We start from the raw sequence: 19,255 nt of genomic DNA on the forward strand, positions 1-19,255 counted from the left end.
ACTAACCCAGCTAATAGTTTGTCAATATTTTTCTATAAATATTTTAAGAATTAGATGCTATACTAAAAATAGACATGCCAAATAACCTTCCATTTTCTATGTGGAAGGTTTTGGGTTTTTTAATTAAAATTTCTTTCTAATCTAAGTCAAGGAAAAGTTCTTTGCGTTTCAAAAGAGTATAAATCCAATGAATTAGCTTGTTGGCACAGGCTATAATTGCCACCTTAAAGGGTTTTCCTTCTTCTCGTTTTCTGTCATAGAAAGCTTTCAGCTTTTTATTTCGGGAACCTCTAATACCACAGAGAACAGCCATGTATAAGGCATGCCGAAGCCTGCTTGAGCCTCGTTTGGTGATACGGTTGATCGTAGCTGTAAACTTACCAGATGAGTGAACACTAGGATCTATACCGGCAAAGGCCACCAGTTTCTTAGGATGATTAAACCGATTAATTTCTCCTGTTTCAGAAATAATCGTGGCGGCGATCTTTTCTCCTATACCAGGGATTGATTGGATAATCTTATATTCTTCCAGTTCTCCAGCTAGGGCATCAATTTTGCTCTCCAACTGAGCTAGATGCTCTTGGTATTGGAGAACCATCTTGATATACATTTCTAGGCTGATGAGGTGACTGTGATATATAATGCTTTGAAATGGATTTCGTTTGGCTGCCTCCATTAGCTTTTTTGTTCTTTCCTTTGCCCACCGTTCGGAACGGCTCATACATAGTATGGCAATTCTTTCAGCTACTTTCGTTTCTCCAGCGTTTAATATAGCTTCTGACGTAGGAAACTCCAATAAAGTATGCAGAGATACTTTGGAGTACAAGTCACCAAACACACCTCTATACTCAGGAAACACCTGGTCTAAAATTGAATGAAACTGTAACTTGGCTTGAACACATAAACCCGTCAGGGTTTCATGCTGCCTAGTCAAATGTCGGAGGTTTAAAAGCTGAATTCCTCTTTTTTTATACGGTTCAAGTTCTTCTTTGTAGTAAAGTTCCCCTAGATGATAGGCATCAATGGCATCAGTTTTTACCTTGCGTAGACTGGCTTTTTTCGCTTGATAAGAGATGATAGGATTAATGACAATAAACAGGTAATAATGTTCCTCCAGAAACTGAATGACGGGAGTATGGTAGTGTCCTGTTGACTCTAAAACGACCGCAGGTTGATGTCCTGTCTGCTTTTCCACCTCTTTTAGAAAGTGAAGAAATGTATCTAATCCCTCACGTGTATGCTGAATGCCGAAGCTCTTTCCATAAGGTTTTCCTTTGTCTAAAAATGCCTGGGCTTGGCTTTCACCTTTCGCCACATCCAGACCAATTACTGGGTTCATGCTTGTTATCTCCTCCTGATTGAATGATTGCCGGTAACCCCTAATTCCTGCTTGCAGTTTCATAGCTTCGCTTGTTATACGGGATCGCAGTCCCAACCAGCCTCAAACATGTTTCTACAAGTAGGGGGCGAACAGGTTAGTTGGCGGAATCGTTGTTCCACGGGCAGGTACGTTCTACCCCGGCTACCGATAGGATAAATCCTAAACAAAAAAGATCAACCAGAAAAATCTGGCTGACCTTATAATACGATAGAGGTAGGTTAGTTGAATAATAAATCATTTAATTTTTATGGTGTCTTGGTGTCTTGGTGTCTTGGTGTCTGTTCTGACAGCTCTTATACCAGAGACTATTATATTTTTGGTTATGAGGTTGTTTAGCCAAAGAGTATTTCTTTACATATAGAGGAATAAAAACTGAAGGCTGTATATTAAATTTATTACTTTAGTTACACAGAATCGAATGTATAATGAAAATACAGATAGACAATTGATGGGGGTACATATGCTGACTATAAAGAAAATGTTAGGACTATACGGGTTGGATGTTACTGAGAGGATTAAGATAGCAAGGCACCAGGATACAAGAGATGTTAATGTTCACGAGTTATTTTATAATAATGAATTTGAGTTATACCAATCTTATCAAGAAAAAGATAGATTCAAAGGTTGTAAATATCTTGTCTCCTGTCTAGGTATAAACAATAACCAGGCACTTTTTGTTGGGGTTTACGAGGTCAAAAATACATACAAAGTAGATGGTTTTCCGCCAGCTAATGAATTACCACTTGGAAAAGACGTTTCGTTCAGAGGAAAAGCTAAACTCGAAAGTAGATATAGATATGATTTAGAAAAACTAATAGGCTTCGAGGATTTAGAAAGAAGATTGGTCATTAGTTGGAGCGGAGTGGCCCAGGGATGGTGCGTATGGTTGGATACATACCCAAATGAAGTGGTACAGCTTCTACCGAAAGGATTTGTTAAAGATTTTCCCGGTTATTATGATATAAATTTGACTTTCAAAGAACTCAAGGAAATAATCAGCGATCCCGATGTAAATAGGACTTGGTACAAATCGCTGTCTTCTGTTGGTGGGATTTACCTCATTTTGGATACAACAGATGGAATGCAATATGTCGGTTCTGCATCCGGTAAAGAAGGGCTGTATGGACGTTGGAAAAAGTACGTGGAAAATGGACATGGCAACAACAAAAAACTGAAAGAGATATTGGAGAAGGAGCCGGAACGAATTCATAAATTTAAATATACAATTTTACAGACGCTTCCTGCCGCTTTAACCCCTAGAGAAGCTATTAGAGAAGAAAATAAATATAAAGAAAAGCTAGGAACAAGAGCATTTGGATTGAATTCAAACTAATTTTAAAGCCTCTTAAACCAATGTTTTGGTTTGTTACATTATACTTCAATGAAAACCCACTGAATTCAAGCATCTTCAGTGGGAGTTGTCATTTATTCAATACATCTTCGCCAAAGCCTTATCCATCTGTTCCTCATTCGCTTTAACCTCATGACTATTCACATCATCAACGCCTCTGTATGTATACTTTGTGTTCTGCCAAAAATCGAAAGCGAAGAGGGCGATCGGTGTATTGTCCTGTCCTCGATGATCATAGTAAGTATCAACAACTTCGGCTTTAAAGATATTCGTCAACATATACTCGTCATTTTCTATATCTGCTAGATACTTACCCGTTTTATATTCCTTAACGATGTAATTCTCAAATTCTGCACGCTCACTGTCACTAGCGTTGTAATCTTGAGCATACAAGCTGACTTCATCAAATTTTTCGGTTTTCGATTTATTTGAAGCGGCTACTTCCTGAATTTTAGATAACCAGCTTCCTTTTTCTACTGCCTCTTTTTCTTCGTTTATTGTTTCTTCTTTCTTATTGACTGTTTCATCGTCCTCACTATTAGGAGTCTTTTCTGCAGGTGTTTCAGTAACAGATTCCTCCGTCTTGTCATATTCTTTTGCACCGAAGTATGCCGTACATCCACCAACTACAAGAGACAACAAAATGACCAGACCTAAACAGCCCAAACAACCTTTAAATAAATTCCCCATTTACATTTTTCCTTTCTAGATGTTCAAATGTGAAAATTATTCTCTTCTATTATTCTATAAATTGTTTTGAAATTCTATATCCAGTATTCGACAGTTAACGACAATATACCTAAAAATGTTTCGGTATAATAGGCATATAGAACTTATTGAGCAAAATGATTGAAGAAGAAAAGTTGATTTTAATAATTCTTATAATTCAATACATATAAGTTAGGATAACTGACAATGCCGTTGCTTGAAAACATCAAAAGTCATTTTAAGAAAAAAAGAGTTAAAAGGTTCATCATTGGCTGCTTGTTTCGTAAGTAATGGATTACTTGTGAGAGTAACTAATGAAGAATAGCTTTTAGTTATTAAAAGTTAGAATGAACAGGTTTTTTATTGAGGGTTTTTCTGTATCAATTCAGTTTGAGAAGCTCTGGAGATTGAGCATTCTTATAGTAGATAAAAGTGAGGAAGTTATCAAATTTCTTTATATATAGATAGTCAAGAATAATCTCTTCGTTTGTTGTTGATTTTATAATATAAAAAGCTTAATTATATAAATTAAAATAATAGGAGGAACAAAGGGTGGAACAGCAATTTGATTATTCAAAAGTTATAGTAGATCTTATTCAAAGCAATATAAAAGGGATTTTTGCAGGAATCTACAGTAAGGGCGGGACAAAATACAAGGAGCTAATGGTCAAGACCGGTTTTGCATTTGAAGATTATTTAAATAAATCCGTACAGAAATTTAACATGGTGAAAACAATTATATATAGCCATAAACCTATGCCTTTATATCAATTTTATGTGAATCTTGATGTTAAATGTGGCTATGACGTAATTTCAACTGAAAATATTGAAGATCTCTTATCTTACTCGAATTTCATTACGATATTTGGAACTGGAGGGACAGGAAAATCAACATTGTTTAAACACTTGTTTTTGGATACTTTAAGATCCACAAACTTTATACCGTAAGCGGTAAACACAGCACACCTTCTTATCTATATGATCCTATGGCATAATCCTTCCTAAGAAAAACATAGGGAGGATTATAATGAAGAAAGAAGAATTGAGGAGCTTGTGGAAAGAACGGATTCAGGCATACAGGGAAAGCGGGCTGACCGCCAGGCAGTGGTGCGCGGAGAATGGTGTTTCCACTCATCGGCTCTATTACTGGCTAAGAAGGCAGAACTCGGCTGCCTCTGCACCGGCTTCTCCTTCGGAGTGGATGAGGTTTGATGTCACCGATGGACCCGAGGATAAAGCTTCCCTTACCATAAAAGTCGGCGTATGCGAAATTGAAATTAAGGAACCTCTCAATGAAAAGCTTCTGCTCGATGTAATCCGGGTACTAGAAAGCCGATGCTAAATGCGGCCAAAGTAGACTGTGTATATCTCGCCCGTGGAAGCACCGATTTGCGCAAATCGATTGATGGACTCGCTGCGATCGTACAGGAAGGATTCCAGCTCGATCCCTTTTCTCCATGTCTGTTTGTTTTCTGCAATCGGAAAAAGGATAAGCTGAAGATTCTGCACTGGGAGTACAACGGGTTTTGGCTTTATTACCGCAGGCTGGAGAAAGGAATCTTTCAATGGCCCGATCCTTCCTCCGCCCAGCCAATGGCGATCAGCCACCGCCAGCTGAACTGGCTGCTGGACGGCCTCACCCTTGAACAAACGCAGGCACATGGCAGAGTTTCTGCGAAAATAATCGTGTGAAAAAGAGGATTTTGGCGAAAAAAGCCGAATCCTTTTTATTATGAAAAAATTGACCCTTCCCTCTCAGACAATTGAAGAATTAGAAGCGAAAAACGCGGAGCTTCAAAAACAGAATGAAGCGCTCCAAGCCAAACTGAACTGGCTGGAGGAACAATTCCGCCTGAGCCAGCAGAAGAAGTTTGGCTCTTCGAGCGAAAAAACCAGTCCCGACCAGCTCGCCCTTTCTCTTTTCAACGAAGCCGAGGCAACGGCAGATGAGAAAATCGAGGAGCCGGATGTGGAACGAGTGGTTCTGCGGACTAAGAACCGCGAGGGCCAACGGAAAGAGAAACTGGAAAACCTGCCGACAGAAACGATCCACTATCGTTTAGCTGCCGATGAGCAAGTCTGTTTGTGCTGTGGCGGAGCTGTTCATGAAATGAGCACGGAAGTGCGCCGTGAATTGAAAATCATCCCTGCCCAGGTAAAAGTAGTAGAGCATGTGCGCCATGTTTATAGTTGCCGCCAATGTGAGCGCGAAGGAACGGAAACGCCTGTCGTGACCGCAGCTATGCCTGCGCCTATGTATCCAGGCAGCCTGGCCTCTCCTTCCGCCATGGCGTATATCATGAGCCAAAAATATGTAGACAGCCAGCCTCTTTACCGCCAAGAAAAGCAATTGGAGCGTTTGGGTGTCCGCCTGCCACGCCAGACACTGGCAAATTGGATGTTATATGGGGCAAACCATTGGCTCGTGCATCTCTATGACCGAATGCACGCCCATCTTTTGAAGAATGATATCCTGCATGCCGATGAGACGAGCCTGCAGGTTCTTTCCGAACCAGGGCGTCCAGCCAGTTCGAAATCCTATATGTGGCTATATCGGACAGGATCAGACGCTGCCCCGAACATTCTGTTTGATTATCGCCAGACTCGTGCAGGCAAACATCCGAAGGCTTTCCTTTCGGGCTTCCGAGGATATCTCCATGTCGATGGCTATCAAGGCTATAATGACCTGGCCCATGTAAAGCTTGCCGGGTGCTGGGCTCATGCGCGCCGCAAATTCGATGAAGCGATCACGGCTCTGCCTTCAGAAGCAAAAGGCAAAGAGACGCCGACGGCGGCTGAAGAAGGCCTGCAGTTCTGCAATCAATTATTTGCCATTGAACGTGACACCAAGGAAGTGACGCCCGATGAGCGTAAGCTCATCCGCCAAGAGCGCAGCCAGCCAGTGCTGGATGCTTTTTCAAGCTGGCTTCGAATGCAAAGCCAGCGGGTCACACCAAAAAGTGCTCTAGGAAAAGCAATCGCCTATTGCCGGAATCAATGGCCGCGGCTGACCACTTTCTTAGAAGACGGCCGTCTGGAGATCGATAATAACCGCAGCGAGCGCTCTATCAAACCATTTGTCATCGGACGAAAAAACTGGCTGTTCTCCCAATCGATGAAAGGGGCGAAAGCCAGCGCGGTGATCTACAGTATTGTTGAAACGGCAAAGGAGAATCATCTTAATCCATTTGCTTATTTGACGTACGTTCTGGAGCAACTCCCTTTGATCGATAGAACCGATGAACAAGCGATAGACAGCCTCCTCCCTTGGTCGAAGAGCATTCCAGGGGAATGCCGGATTCCTAAGAAAACAAAATAATGACAGCACAAAGGCCCAACCGTTGTCCAGGTGGGCCCTTTTTGACGCTTACTTTATACCTATATTTGTAGAACTGAAAAATATTAATGAAAAAGAAGACGATTATAACCTAGAAGATTTAATATTTGATTCTTTAAAGAATTTAAACTTCACCTTAGAAAAAGAACTTTTTATTGAATCACTGAATAGTGGAAGGTACGTATTATTCTTAGATGGCTACGATGAAGTCAAAGAAAAGAAAAAAGTTTTCATTTCACAAGAAATATCTCGGGTAACAAATAAATACCAAGATAATCATTACTTTGTATCTTCTCGAAAAAACTCTATGTTGGAAAGAGGCTGGGATAATTTTTGTGATTTTACTGTAGAACCCTTAACTAAACAGAAAGCTATCGAATTGTTACAAAACCTAGAATATGATGTAGATGTAAAAGAAAAATTTATTTTACAACTTAGCCAAGAAGGGTTATTTGAAAAACATCAATCATTCTGCTCAAACCCATTACTATTAACTATAATGCTATTAACATACCAGGAGTTTGCTGAGATACCAGATAAAATACATATTTTTTATGGAAGAGCATTTGATGTTCTTTATGCTAAACATGATGCGGGAAAAGGCTCTTTTGTAAGAGAAAAGTTTTTTGAGAAAAATGGTCTTGCTTATGATGATTTTCAAAATGCATTAAGTGCTTTTTCAGCTATAAGTTATTTGAATTCAATAACTACTTTTGAAAAGGATTTATTAATAGAGTATATTAGACAGGCTAAGGATTTTACGGGTTTAAGTTTTGATTCTAATGATTTTAGTGTTGATCTGAGTGAAGCTGTGTGCATTCTAACCTTAGATGGAGCAGAATATAAGTATCAGCATCGCTCTTTTCAAGAATATTTTACGGCTAAATTTATAAATAGTCTTACTGATGAAGAACAAAAAGATTACTTATTTGAGCTAGCAGAACAGAATCCAGGTTCATTACATACGGATACAGTATTTAGCATGCTATTTGAAATTAATAGAGTTAAGCTAGAAAAAAATTTTCTTATCCCAATGCTAGAGGAGATAAAATCTTTAATTGAGGATTCAGATAAAGATATTTCCGCTCTTAAATTTCTAGATTTATCATTTAAGAGTGTTACAATAGGGGACAAATCAACCCACGGAATTGAAGAGCAGCATAATGACGTCAGCAAAAAGAATCGTTTATCAGCTGCGTTTACCTTGAAGCTTCATAATATAAGGTATATGTATACGACGAGGTTTGTAAATAATAAATATATGAAGATAATGCAAGAAGATATTGATTTTGATACTAGTGATTGGTTACAAGAAAACAGTGAAACAAGATTAAAGCATTATAGTGAAATGGAAGAGATTTATAATAGGCGAATTAGTGAAAAGCGGGGAGCAATATTAGATATAAATAACTATATGACCAATCCTAAACAAGATAATGACGATATACTGACTGTGTCAAGAAGACATATTCATTATTTAAAATACTCCCTCTTAATACTAGAGAAGTTAAAAGAGAGACATAGTAATAGGAAATCAATAAGAGATCTATTTTCAAGGAAAGATAAAAGCTACGTTTAAGATATATGGATTTAGATTCAATTTAAGGGTTATACAATTATGCAGCTTTTTAGTATGCTCATATAAAGTTGAACTTTTACAAAGCCGCACTCTCTTCATCTATTGGTGCGGTTTTTTATTTGACGAGTTGTTTTTAACAATAGATGTTAATACCTCAGTCGACATTATATTATGATGTATTAGAAGTAAAGCGAATATGATTAAAAATAAACTACCGATTTTGAGTATTGTGTTATATATGAAATTAACATGGCGTTTGATTAAAGTTTTTGCTCAATATGAAAATTTGACATAAAGCGACAACTTTTTAAAGAAGTATTTTAATGCTAGCAGCATCTAAAAATCTCCAAACCTTGTATAGAATTAAATCAAATTAAATTAGAAGCAGATAAGCAATAACGGTTAAATATTAAAAAAGCCTTTATTAGGAGAATAAAATGGATAACTTAACATATTCACTGTTAGATTTAAATCTGCCTGATGAGTTAAACAATTTAAGCAAAGTAATCAGGTATAGTCAATCTATATTAGAAGAACTAACACAAATGAATTCTATTCACTATGAAGAGCTTACGATAATTACTCTTTATCGAAAATTAATTGAAACTGCAGACGGCGTATTTGTTCTAGCTGACTATCGATTAGAAAGTCCATCAATATCTGTTGCAAGAGCTGCTTATGAAGTGTTTTTACAACTAGACTTTATGTTTAAAGATGAAAAAGATATTAATCGAAAGGCTTTATCCTATTATAGTACGTGGTTGTTTGAAGAGGTATTGTTTATTAATAAACAGCTACTAGTTAAAGATCCTTTATTACCAAGAGAAACCCTGATATTAAAAAGACAAATGAATAATAAATTACTAGATGCTGAATTTATAAGTTTTAAAAAGGAAATTGTAAGGACTATGAGAAAACTAGGAATTAAATACCCGCCTAAATGGTACTCTCTCTACAATGGTCCAAGTAGTCTAAGTGAGTTATCGAAGAAAACCTCTTTAAAAGGTGTTCATTCTATACTATATAAGGGGATGTCAGCAGAGGCGCATGGCCTTAAAGCAATTACAAATCTATCTAACCCAAATCATAATTTATTATTGGCCCCCATTAGAAGTACAGAAATACCATTGATGCCGGTACATTTAGTTAGAAGTTTTCTAACAAATACTACTAATAAGATTATAAATAAATATTTACAAAACCAGATAGCAGAATTTAAAGAGTTTGTTTTTACTCTATTTGGTGAATCACTGGATGAAAATTCATAAAATCATATCTTGATTTGAGATTTAACTAATTCACTTAAAGGACGACTACGAATGAAAAAAATACTTTATAGATTTATTAGTGTAAATAAATCACTCCGATACGGACTTCTTTTTGCTTTAGCATTTGTAATTACATACGTCTTTTATCTTGCAAACGAGCCCGAGTTCTTACCGTATTTTTATGAAATTGGAAAAATTACATATACTCTTTCTCTTTCATATATCTCGGCTTTTATTTTTTTCTTTATTAATCAGCACCTTTCACAATTTAATAGCAAGGTCAAAGGCCGTACGTATACACATAACAAAATACAAAAAATCATACGCCTTAATACAGAGCTTCAACAAGCATTAATTCGATACGGTGATATTGAAACTAATGGAAACCTTGGTAAAAAAACATTAACAAAGGATTTAGTCAATAAATGCTGCAGTAAAATCAACCCTTATCAGCCTGTGGAAGTTAATGGTACACAAACATTTATCTTGTCAAACTGGTTCGAGTATTTTAATTATCAACATACAGAAATTAATGAGGTAATCTCTTCTTTATCAAAGCAAAGTTTATTTAATGATGACGAACTTACGGAAATAATTATTAAGATAGAAGAGCATTTTGATATTTATTTAAACCGATTTAAAGGACAACAAGTTAGTTTTGAAAAAACCGATTTATCTTATTTTGATGATGGAATAATAGGATTTAATAATTTAACGGTAAAATTAAGGGATTATTCAAATAAACTGAATAAATATACAGCATAGGATCTTTTATTAGTGACTGATTATATTTTTCATAACCCCATAAAACGATAGGAAACAATTCTAAGTAAAGTTTGCTAAAATATTCAAAATGTTAACCGTAATTTTTTCAGTTAACCATTTGCAAAGGAGAACTAATGAGGGCGCTTCATCAACTAGAAGCATATTTTTTCTTTTTTCTAAAAGAGAGGTTATCAAATATTGTATTTAAACTGTCGAGGGCTTTAGTGAAACTAAGGATTTTGAAAAACAATCAAACTTTATTACAAAGAAACTAATTCATCACATTAAAAAGAGCATGTTTTGAACAATGCTTTTCAAAACATGCTCTTTATATTTGCTCTTATCTTAAGATTTATATCGTTAATTAATCAAACTTTATTACAAAGCTACACGCAACGTGCTCACCAAGATATATAAGTTATTTCTTCCTTCTTATTTTCTTAGTTAAATGTATCCGCATAACTTTCCAGTGTCTGATTAGTTTCACCTTTTTGATTTTTCTTGTTCTGATATACATTTATAAGATCTTGAGAAAGAGTAGGGAACTTCCACACTTTTATTGCACGTTCAGATAAAACGTTTGCTCTTTCTTCAATTGTATTGACATTCCAATCCGTGTATTTAGACACGCTCCTGTTTAGCCAAAGAGGGCTATCCGAAAAGCCACCGTCTAAATTTAGTTTTTTTGAAAAGGAGTGGTCACTTAATTCAGAATTATAGCTGGTTAAAGTCAGATTTCCTAAAGTATGAAGATAGTTGGATTGGATTGCTTCCCAATCAGGTCCTAAGCTTTTTCGCCACTCTTCTGAAAGATTTTTGTTTTGTGGCATGATATGTTCAATAGTGTAATTTTCTACTTGGATAATCTCTTTTCGATTATAATTTTCTAGTTTTCTCAATAAATAATTGCGACCTCTAAAATTATACAAGTCCTTAACTACTAACTCACGACGGAACTCCTCATCAGATGGAAAACGTCGATAAGAGGTCTTTAATGCAAAGGCTGCTTTTAAACTATTTATATAGTCATTTGAATTAATCTCTTTTGACAAAGAGGCAAATGTGTTATTAAGTGAATTAGTTGGTATGCCACAAATAGCACGTCTAAATACATAACTCTCTACTAATCTACAAGCAGTAATTAATTCGTCTTTGCTAATAATACCTTGAGTAAAATCATTATAGACATGCATTAAGAAAGGATTCGCAACATCTACTCTTAGGGTGCGAATATCATGGAATATTTTTTCTAAATCTGGATCTTTATCTTCTAAGTTAATATTTATATAATAGTTTCCAAATGTGTAAACGTCAGAAATAATTTCTTTAGTAGTTAACTTGGGGTTTCCAATAACATAAGATTTAAAGGCTTCATATACTGAGCCAATTTTAGGTATGACACCTGTTTTTAGTGTAATATAATCTCGAATGAAACGATCAAAGTAGCTAGAGTCTTGTAGTTGATCAAATTTCATTTCTAGCTTAAACCAATAATCTTTATAGAGCGTTTCTTGTTCTTTGGGTTGTAAGCCCATAAGAAAATAGTTCCGTATTAAATCCGCCTGTGACAAATCAAGTCCTGTAGAATTGAGACTCTCAAAAATCAACTGTGGATTGTCCTTATCACGATCTAATGCAATATCAACAATAATTAACTTATTTAAAGCTTGATAAATTTGATCTAGAGTAAAATTGCTTTGTATTATATTGTCCTTAAAATATTTTTGATTTTCGATGATTCTTTTTGAATAATCGTCCTTGATCTCTTTTTTCTCTAATATATCTATAAATGTTTGGCGATCTTTTTGTGTTAAAAGTAGTTTATATTGTGTGTCATCCTCTTCTTCAGCATTAAAAAGAAAGTAGTTACGAACTTTTTTTGCTGTAATCGTTTCACAAGTCTTTATCTTTTCATCTAGCACTTCAGAGAAGGCTGATAATAAGAGACTCAAAGTTGTTAATCTTTGTTGCCCATCGATTACTAGAAGCTGAGGCACTGAAGTTACATGGTACAGGCCTTTTTCTATATAAACTATCGATCCTAAAAAGTGTGCTGAAAGAGTTTCATCCTTCGCTAAACGTTCAATATCGTTCCATAATTGAGCACACTGTTTTTTTGTCCAACTATACGTACGTTGATAAATAGGGATTACTAATTGTTTTGGATTTTTTAAAAACATTAGAAAATTTGTTTCCGTGGCTTTCATTTTAATACCTCCATTATTTTATAGGATTATTACTTCTTAGGTAATTGAAGGTTCTATGTCAAAACATAATAATTTTCGAATGAGTAAGGAAAATAAAGGATCAAAACTCAAGATAAATTATACATAAGATGAAAAAAGTACCAATAGACGTTTAAAATAAAAACACGCCTTAGCGTGCTCAACAAAACCGCATATACTATTTCTTCTTATTTCTCTTTTTGATAACTTCCCAAATCTCCCGCAACTCCTCTAGCTGCTCCTCTGGAGATTCCTTCATTTCTTTAAAGAACAAATTCAATTCAGGATTACTGAAGAATTCCTTCATTTCTTCTTCATCATCTGGAAGGTGAGTTAAAGAAGTATTTATTGAATCGGTGACTCCGAGTAAATAGTCAGTACTTACTTCCAAAACTAGAGCCAGTTCTTTTAACATTTCATTGGACGGCGTACTATGGCCGTTTTCGTAGTTACTTATCGTGCCTTTAGTGGTTTTTAGGCGGTTAGCTAGCTCTTGTTGTGTAAGCTTTTTCTTTAAACGCGCTGCTTTTAATCTTTTTGATAACATGAACAACGCTCCTTTTAAGATGTACAAGTTTATTGTACAACAATGGCAAAATAATAAAAATAAAGTACAAGAAATTCATATAAAAACTCTTGACGTATAAGAAACTTGTACATATAATTAGGGTGTGAAGTACAAGAATATCATACAAAGGGGTGAATGATTTGAAAAATAATCGTTTAATAAAAGCCCGAATAAAAAAGGGATTCACCCAAGAAGAACTTGCTGGAATGCTTGGTTATACTAAAGCAGCAGTTTCGAATTGGGAAAACGGCGTATCTGTACCACGAATGAAAGATGCATTTGCTCTTTCTAAAATTCTAGAAAAAGATGTAGCATACCTTTTTTATAATCAAAAAGAACAAGATTCTCATACAAAAACTAAAATTGCTCAATAAAACTAAATGTGTCAATAAGGAGGTAAGCTAAATGAACCGCCAAACAATGACCGTTCAGGAAGCTGCTGATTATCTGGGTGTATGCACGGACACAATTTACAACATGGTCCGTGAAAAAGAGATCCCACATTTTAGAGTACGTCGCCGCATCTTTTTCACCACAGCAGCTATTGATGACTGGATTCGTCAACAAGAACAACAGGTAGTTTCTTAAATCTACCATACTACTAATTTCTGTATTTAAAAATTAAAAGCCAAATACAAAGGAGGAAGGATTATGACGATTAAACCGTCTGCAGAAGTCGGAGAAGCCGTAAGAAACTTGCTGATAGAAGAGGACATGACAAACGAACAAATGGCGTTGGACCTCAATATCTCGAAACAATTGGTTAGCCATTATAAGAATGACCGCAGAAGAATGCAACAAGACATTGCTAAACAATCAATCCGAGTGTATGAAGACAGCCCGGAGTACATAGGAGAGTTGCTCTATGAGTTTTCCGATGGTTACACTTCACCGGTTTTAAAAGGACCAGCTATAGAAAGGCATCGGTTGGCACTAGAAGCAAATGCAGAAAGAGAGATAACTGAGGCTCTTAACAAGATACAAACAGTCTGTTTAGCTAAACCGCCTAGCATCATTGATGAACATGAAAAAGAAGGCATTGCACAAATGATGGACGAGTTGCTTGAAGCTAGGGCATTCATCGATAACTTGAATATGATGCTAGAAAAAGAATATGGCATTCCAATTAAAAAGCGGATTAAGAAGTTGCTGCCTCAATGGAAGGCAAAAGGATGGCTGTTATAAGTAGAGTGTCAATTAGATAACAGAAAAAGAACCGTTCACATAGGGGGATGCCGAAAATGTATTTCACTTTATCAGCAAGTCGTTTAATGAAGGCTTCTGAAGTAAGAAAGCTTTGTCAGGAAATGAGGGATAATCCAGTTTTACTTTTATCAGTAGAGTTTGAAGCTAAAAAACGTTATTTCGCCTCAAAAGGAAAAGCGGCAAGCTAGTTGGAGTTGCTCACCGCCATATGGGCTAATAAGAATATTGTAACACATTTTACCTTTAATGGGAATATTCACATTATTAGTAAATGAAAAGGAAGGTGGATCAAATGAATATTGAACATCCTACAATTACTCGCACGATGGAAACAGGTTATGCAAACATGATGAGTCAGCCAGAACATGTTGGTATGGATGCTTTCGGTGATGAAATCTTAGTAGGGGATGACATTATTGAAATCAATGGGGAAGTGATCTTAGAAAAGAATTTGGAGGATTATTTAATTGAGTATCTTGGGGCAACCTTTAAAACAGCGGAATGAAAAAGACTCGCTTGGCAGAGCGAGTCAAATGTTTAGAAAATATAGGATTGCTTCTATATGTAACGGACTTTGAAAACTGAATCAAGAGGAGCGGATTGGAATGGATATTTGTTTAGAGAGTCACTTCAATCGAACAAAACAGACTTTTCCGGATATGGACGATAAGAGAGCTTTAGATTCTGTGTATATAGGAGTCAGTCAAGCCGTTGCTGGAGTAGGTACACATGCAGATTTAAAGGAACTTGTTAAGCAATATAACGATTTACTATCAGTGATTATTAAGGAGGCCGTTTAATGAACCAGTTAACTGAACAATTTAATCAGCAACAACAGCAACCAGGAGTACTCGGACAAGCTTCAGCTTCCCGTGAAATGGAAGAGGTAAAAGGAGCGATCTTTCTGGCGAAGCAATTTCCACGTAACGTTTTCCAGTCTGAACAGCGCATTTTAGATTCTTGTAAGCGACCTGCCTTAGCGCAGGTTGCCATGTATCAATATCCACGTGGAGGAACAAAGGTGACTGGACCTTCCATCCGATTAGCGGAAGTGCTTGCTCAAAACTGGGGCAACATTTCATTCGGCGTAAAGGAACTAGAACAGCGTCCAGGAGAATCGGTTGCTATGGCATACGCTTGGGATCTTGAAACGAACGTTAGACAAGAAAAGACATTCACTGTGAAACACAGCATTGGAACGAAAAAAGGATTAAAGCAGTTAACCGATCCACGAGATATCTATGAAAAAGTAGCAAATGACGGTTCCCGCCGATTACGTGCCTGCATCTTAGGCATTATTCCAGGAGATATCGTTGACAAAGCAATTGCCGAATGTGAAGAAACACTCCGAGGAAACAACAAGGGACCATTAAAAGATCGGGTCGCAAGTGCATTAAAAGCTTTTAAAGAACAGCATCGTGTTACACAGGACATGATCGAAGAAAGGTTTGGCTACAATGCGGAAGCTTTTACGGAGTATGACTATTTAGAACTTATCAAGATCTTTAACTCCTTAAAAGACGGGATGTCCAAAGTGGAAGGTTGGTTTGATAAGAGTACTTCGAAGAAAAAGAAACAAAGCCAACTAGCTAAGTCTTTCGAAAGTGAAAATCAAGATGATGCTGAATATCAGAAGGAAGGAGAAGAGAAGAAAGAAGAGGTGAAGCCAAGTGCTGCAGACATGGACTTTGACCAAGGAGAACTATCATTCGATTGAGGCTAATCAAAAATTCTTCTCTGTTTCACAGTTTAAAAGTTTTATTGAGTGTGAGGCAAAAACAATGGCGGAATTAGCTGGGGCTTACCAAGAGCCCCACTCCAACGCCTTGTTAGTCGGCTCCTATGTTCATGCAGCTTTTGAAAGTAACCAGGCATTTGAACAGTTCATTGAAGAAAACAATAGGGCAATCTTCAAATCACGTGGCGGTAAGTATTCAGACTTTGAAACAGCGGATCGAATGATCGAAACATTAAAAGCAGATCCTTTCGCTATGTTTGCGTTAGAAGGGGAGAAAGAAGAAATTTACACAGCTCACTTATTCGGAGCAGATTGGAAGATTAAAGTGGACAGCATTCATCATGGCCGCCGGACATTTAGTGATTTGAAAACAACACAAGACCTCTATAAACGGTACTGGTCAGTTAAGTATGATAACTGGGTTTCCTTCGTGGAAGCTTGGGATTATGTGCTTCAAATGGCTTTGTATCGAAGAGTGTTACAGGAGGCTACAGGAAGTACATATACACCTTATATCGTTGCAGTAACAAAGGAAAACCCACCGAATAAAGCGGTGCTGCATTTCGATGAAACTCGCTTCGACTTCGAGTATGAATACATTGAAATGAAAATGGAGCGACTGATCGAAGTGAAAGCTGGAAAAGTAGACCCTATTCGTTGTGAGAAATGTGATTACTGCCGAATGACCAAACAGTTAAATGACACGATAGAGGTTGGCGAGTTGATCTGGCAATGATCATACAAATCCGCGTTCTTCTTCCTCAGCGGCTATGGGAGGAAGCTCAAAGTAAAGAACAATTGAAACAGCTAATCTTGCAGTATATGAACAAGTGTTATCCAGACTACGTGATTAAAAGAGTGAAGAATGGATTCGCTATATGTGAAAGGAGGGGATAGGCGTGAACTACATTAAAGAAATAAACGCATTCTATGATTGGCTCGAAATAAATGAACTGTCACCATCAGCAATTAATTTATGGTACGCACTCATGCATATAAATAATAAGGCTGGATGGACAGACACATTTACGGTGGCTGAATCGGTGTTATGCGTTAAAACAGGATTAACAGATCGCACCCTCCGAAAAGTGAGAAATGAGTTAAAGCAAAAAGGACGAATAGACTTCATTTCTAGAAAAGGAAAAGCACCTATTTACAAGATGATCTCTTTTGAGAGAACGGAAAGTAATTCCGAACTTCCTCAAGGGTTGGAAAATATTTCCGAACTTCGTTCCGCATTAATTAAACTAAATAAAACTAAACAAAAAGATAAAGAAGATGAAGAAGATAAGCGCGCGCTGGTTAATCCTTTTCAGTTTTATGAACAAGAAGGATTTGGACAGCTTAGTGGCTTTGTAGCGGATAAGTTAGGGAGCCTAGTTGACGATTATGGAGAAAGTTTAGTCTTACATGCTATGGGTGAAGCGGTCTTATATGGAGCTCGCAACTTAAAGTACGTGGAATCTATCTTGAAAAACCCTAACAAAAAACGAGGTGAAGAGAGTGGCCAGAAAGTTTATCAGCATCGCAGAAGTTATGGACGATCTACAGGCAAAGGCAAATCGGTGGAACAAGCCTATCGAGAACTGGAAGAAGCCAGAAGAGCTTGGGGTGGATGAATACGAGTGTGCAATTTGCAAGGACACAGAGCTCGTTTATTACCAAGAAGCAGCTACTAACGGCCTGATATATGAGTTTGCTAAGCCTTGCGAGTGTCGCGAGAGGAAAGCCTGGAAACGACGATTCAAGCAATCCATGATTCCAGAGGAGCTTACTCAAGCGAACTTTGAAAACTATGAAACTGCATCATCGGTTCAGAAGGACATGCTGGGGCTAACAAAGAGATACCGGTCCTTGTTTAAGATCGTCAAGCAAGGTGATGAGAAAAAGAAAATGATTCCTGCTCATAACTTTGGACTGATTGCCGTTTTTGGAGAACAGCGGTTGAAAGAAATGCCTTCTTCAGAGAGGGCGGTATTAAAGCAGCAACATAACAACTTCGGGATTGGCAAAACACATTTACAGATAGCTTTGTCCAAGCAGTTGATCAAAGAGGGATTTAATGTACTCGTTGTCTCGGATGTGTCGTTCATGGAAGAGCTTATGCAAGCGAAGAAGATGGATGATGAGGGAGAAACCTATCATCGACTCTTAAACGGGGCTTTATCGGCAGATGTGCTTATTTGGGACGATATTGGAAAAGTGAGCTGGACAGAGGCGCGTGAACGGATGTACTACACGATCATTAACGAACGATACCGCAAGCAAAAGCCGATTGTTTTTAACAGCAATGAGGACAGAGGGACGCTGGCTGACAAGATTGGATATGCAGCGGCGAGTCGACTAATTGGAGAATGCGGAGAATACCTATTAGAGACAGAAGGAATAGATTGGAGGTTAAAACGATGACATGCAATTTATGCAACGGTACTTATGTAGTCACAAATGACATTGGCTTTGGGTGGGTCAAGCAGCCTTGTCCAAAGTGTGGACCGATGCCAGAAGAGGTTTGGGAGAAAAAACATGCAGACTTTAAAAAGAGGTTGCGAGAAGCTATGCGGCAAACTGAACTCGTTGGGAAGGATGCAAATTGAAGAAAGTGAGGTCAAAATACGGTTCTAAGAAAGTTGGGGTGGACGGCATCGCTTTCGATAGCAAGGCTGAAGCCAAGTATTATGAGCATCTGAAACGGCTGCAGGCGAATGAGCAAATTCTTTTCTTCCGGACACAGCCGCGGTACTTGCTTCAAGAAGCTTTTATGAAGAATGGGGTAACGCACCGGAAAATTGAATATGTAGCCGATTTTGAAGTGCATAAGAAGGACGGCAGCATTGAGGTGATAGACATCAAGGGAGTAGAAACCGAAGTATTTAAGATCAAGCGGAAGCTGTTTGAGAAGAGGTATCCTCACACTTTGAGTCTGCTTACATATAGCTCGGATCATGAGGGGTTTTTGCCGACGGAAGAGTATCGAGCTTATATACGGAAGAAAAAGAAGGTGAGAGGTGGAGGAAAGCCTCTACGTTGATAACAGGAAGAAGAAACGACACGGCTCAGGGTCGCAATAGACACAAACTGTGTAAGAAAAACGAACAGAAAAAGATAAACCCAACCAGGATTTATCCGTAG

The 19,255-nt window shown here is 37.4% G+C and carries 24 protein-coding genes; 20 read left to right on the plus strand and 4 right to left on the minus strand.

Features of this window, described 5'->3' with window-relative positions; translation table 11 throughout:
- Positions 1–136 precede the first annotated feature (136 nt).
- Positions 137–1,339, minus strand: coding sequence for an IS110 family transposase (locus MKZ02_RS12645; protein ID WP_340853781.1), 1,203 nt, complete (start codon positions 1,337–1,339; stop codon positions 137–139).
- A 502-nt stretch (positions 1,340–1,841) separates the two neighbouring features.
- On the opposite strand from MKZ02_RS12645, the gene MKZ02_RS12650 reads away from it, so the two are divergent.
- Positions 1,842–2,714 (plus strand): GIY-YIG nuclease family protein, encoded by an 873-nt coding sequence (locus MKZ02_RS12650; RefSeq protein ID WP_340853853.1) that lies wholly within the window; start codon positions 1,842–1,844, stop codon positions 2,712–2,714.
- A 96-nt stretch (positions 2,715–2,810) separates the two neighbouring features.
- On the opposite strand, the gene MKZ02_RS12655 is transcribed toward MKZ02_RS12650, so the two are convergent.
- A complete protein-coding gene (locus tag MKZ02_RS12655; RefSeq protein WP_340853854.1) occupies positions 2,811–3,422 on the minus strand; it encodes a hypothetical protein in 612 nt (203 codons plus the stop codon).
- A gap of 570 nt (positions 3,423–3,992) precedes the next feature.
- Here MKZ02_RS12655 and MKZ02_RS12660 point away from each other — a divergent pair.
- From MKZ02_RS12660 to MKZ02_RS12690, 7 genes are all read left to right on the plus strand, one after another.
- On the plus strand, positions 3,993–4,388 hold the full coding sequence (locus MKZ02_RS12660; protein WP_340853855.1) for a hypothetical protein: 396 nt from the start codon (positions 3,993–3,995) through the stop codon (positions 4,386–4,388).
- Between the two features lie 79 nt (positions 4,389–4,467).
- Positions 4,468–4,782 (plus strand): IS66 family insertion sequence element accessory protein TnpA, encoded by a 315-nt coding sequence (tnpA, locus tag MKZ02_RS12665; RefSeq protein WP_039238169.1) that lies wholly within the window; start codon positions 4,468–4,470, stop codon positions 4,780–4,782.
- Positions 4,776–5,132 carry an IS66 family insertion sequence element accessory protein TnpB gene (gene tnpB, locus MKZ02_RS12670; protein ID WP_082090092.1) on the plus strand — a complete coding sequence of 119 codons (357 nt, stop codon included), beginning with the start codon at positions 4,776–4,778 and terminating at the stop codon, positions 5,130–5,132. Before tnpA ends, tnpB begins: the two co-directional genes overlap by 7 nt.
- A gap of 40 nt (positions 5,133–5,172) precedes the next feature.
- Positions 5,173–6,759, plus strand: a complete 1,587-nt coding sequence (gene tnpC, locus MKZ02_RS12675; RefSeq protein WP_340853857.1) for an IS66 family transposase — start codon at positions 5,173–5,175, stop codon at positions 6,757–6,759.
- A 22-nt stretch (positions 6,760–6,781) separates the two neighbouring features.
- Complete coding sequence (locus tag MKZ02_RS12680; RefSeq protein WP_340853858.1) at positions 6,782–8,356, plus strand: NACHT domain-containing protein; 1,575 nt, start codon at positions 6,782–6,784, stop codon at positions 8,354–8,356.
- A gap of 437 nt (positions 8,357–8,793) precedes the next feature.
- A complete protein-coding gene (locus tag MKZ02_RS12685; RefSeq protein WP_340853859.1) occupies positions 8,794–9,624 on the plus strand; it encodes a DUF5677 domain-containing protein in 831 nt (276 codons plus the stop codon).
- A 51-nt stretch (positions 9,625–9,675) separates the two neighbouring features.
- On the plus strand, positions 9,676–10,389 hold the full coding sequence (locus MKZ02_RS12690; RefSeq protein ID WP_340853860.1) for a hypothetical protein: 714 nt from the start codon (positions 9,676–9,678) through the stop codon (positions 10,387–10,389).
- Between the two features lie 440 nt (positions 10,390–10,829).
- Here the strand turns inward: MKZ02_RS12690 and MKZ02_RS12695 are convergent, their stop codons facing one another.
- Both MKZ02_RS12695 and MKZ02_RS12700 read right to left on the minus strand, forming a co-directional pair.
- On the minus strand, positions 10,830–12,596 hold the full coding sequence (locus MKZ02_RS12695) for a DUF262 domain-containing protein (protein WP_340853861.1): 1,767 nt from the start codon (positions 12,594–12,596) through the stop codon (positions 10,830–10,832).
- Positions 12,597–12,792: 196 nt separating this feature from the next.
- Positions 12,793–13,161 carry a helix-turn-helix domain-containing protein gene (locus tag MKZ02_RS12700; RefSeq protein WP_340853862.1) on the minus strand — a complete coding sequence of 123 codons (369 nt, stop codon included), beginning with the start codon at positions 13,159–13,161 and terminating at the stop codon, positions 12,793–12,795.
- A 161-nt stretch (positions 13,162–13,322) separates the two neighbouring features.
- Between MKZ02_RS12700 and MKZ02_RS12705 the strand changes: the two genes are divergently transcribed.
- The 12 genes from MKZ02_RS12705 (at position 13,323) to MKZ02_RS12760 (ending at position 19,154) form a co-directional block, all read left to right on the plus strand.
- Positions 13,323–13,556, plus strand: coding sequence for a helix-turn-helix transcriptional regulator (locus tag MKZ02_RS12705; protein WP_340853863.1), 234 nt, complete (start codon positions 13,323–13,325; stop codon positions 13,554–13,556).
- A gap of 31 nt (positions 13,557–13,587) precedes the next feature.
- Positions 13,588–13,770 (plus strand): helix-turn-helix domain-containing protein, encoded by a 183-nt coding sequence (locus MKZ02_RS12710; RefSeq protein ID WP_340853864.1) that lies wholly within the window; start codon positions 13,588–13,590, stop codon positions 13,768–13,770.
- Between the two features lie 63 nt (positions 13,771–13,833).
- Positions 13,834–14,367 (plus strand): helix-turn-helix domain-containing protein, encoded by a 534-nt coding sequence (locus tag MKZ02_RS12715; RefSeq protein WP_340853865.1) that lies wholly within the window; start codon positions 13,834–13,836, stop codon positions 14,365–14,367.
- 56 nt (positions 14,368–14,423) lie between these two features.
- A complete protein-coding gene (locus MKZ02_RS12720) occupies positions 14,424–14,576 on the plus strand; it encodes a hypothetical protein (RefSeq protein ID WP_340853866.1) in 153 nt (50 codons plus the stop codon).
- Positions 14,577–14,680: 104 nt separating this feature from the next.
- Positions 14,681–14,893: a YqaI family protein gene (locus MKZ02_RS12725; protein WP_340853867.1), complete on the plus strand. Its 213-nt coding sequence runs from the start codon at positions 14,681–14,683 to the stop codon at positions 14,891–14,893.
- A gap of 100 nt (positions 14,894–14,993) precedes the next feature.
- Complete coding sequence (locus MKZ02_RS12730; RefSeq protein WP_340853868.1) at positions 14,994–15,188, plus strand: hypothetical protein; 195 nt, start codon at positions 14,994–14,996, stop codon at positions 15,186–15,188.
- Positions 15,188–16,105 carry a hypothetical protein gene (locus MKZ02_RS12735; RefSeq protein ID WP_340853869.1) on the plus strand — a complete coding sequence of 306 codons (918 nt, stop codon included), beginning with the start codon at positions 15,188–15,190 and terminating at the stop codon, positions 16,103–16,105. The genes MKZ02_RS12730 and MKZ02_RS12735 overlap by 1 nt, the downstream gene beginning before the upstream one ends.
- On the plus strand, positions 16,059–16,862 hold the full coding sequence (locus MKZ02_RS12740) for a PD-(D/E)XK nuclease-like domain-containing protein (RefSeq protein WP_340853870.1): 804 nt from the start codon (positions 16,059–16,061) through the stop codon (positions 16,860–16,862). Before MKZ02_RS12735 ends, MKZ02_RS12740 begins: the two co-directional genes overlap by 47 nt.
- Before the next feature lie 163 nt (positions 16,863–17,025).
- Positions 17,026–17,745 carry a DnaD domain-containing protein gene (locus MKZ02_RS12745; protein ID WP_340853871.1) on the plus strand — a complete coding sequence of 240 codons (720 nt, stop codon included), beginning with the start codon at positions 17,026–17,028 and terminating at the stop codon, positions 17,743–17,745.
- On the plus strand, positions 17,630–18,535 hold the full coding sequence (locus MKZ02_RS12750; RefSeq protein ID WP_340853872.1) for an ATP-binding protein: 906 nt from the start codon (positions 17,630–17,632) through the stop codon (positions 18,533–18,535). Before MKZ02_RS12745 ends, MKZ02_RS12750 begins: the two co-directional genes overlap by 116 nt.
- Complete coding sequence (locus MKZ02_RS12755) at positions 18,532–18,720, plus strand: hypothetical protein (protein WP_340853873.1); 189 nt, start codon at positions 18,532–18,534, stop codon at positions 18,718–18,720. Before MKZ02_RS12750 ends, MKZ02_RS12755 begins: the two co-directional genes overlap by 4 nt.
- Positions 18,717–19,154, plus strand: coding sequence for a DUF1064 domain-containing protein (locus tag MKZ02_RS12760; protein WP_445324328.1), 438 nt, complete (start codon positions 18,717–18,719; stop codon positions 19,152–19,154). The genes MKZ02_RS12755 and MKZ02_RS12760 overlap by 4 nt, the downstream gene beginning before the upstream one ends.
- Positions 19,155–19,255 lie beyond the last annotated feature (101 nt).

The sequence above is a fragment of the Pseudobacillus sp. FSL P4-0506 genome, from assembly GCF_038003025.1.
Lineage (GTDB): Bacteria > Bacillota > Bacilli > Bacillales > Domibacillaceae > Pseudobacillus.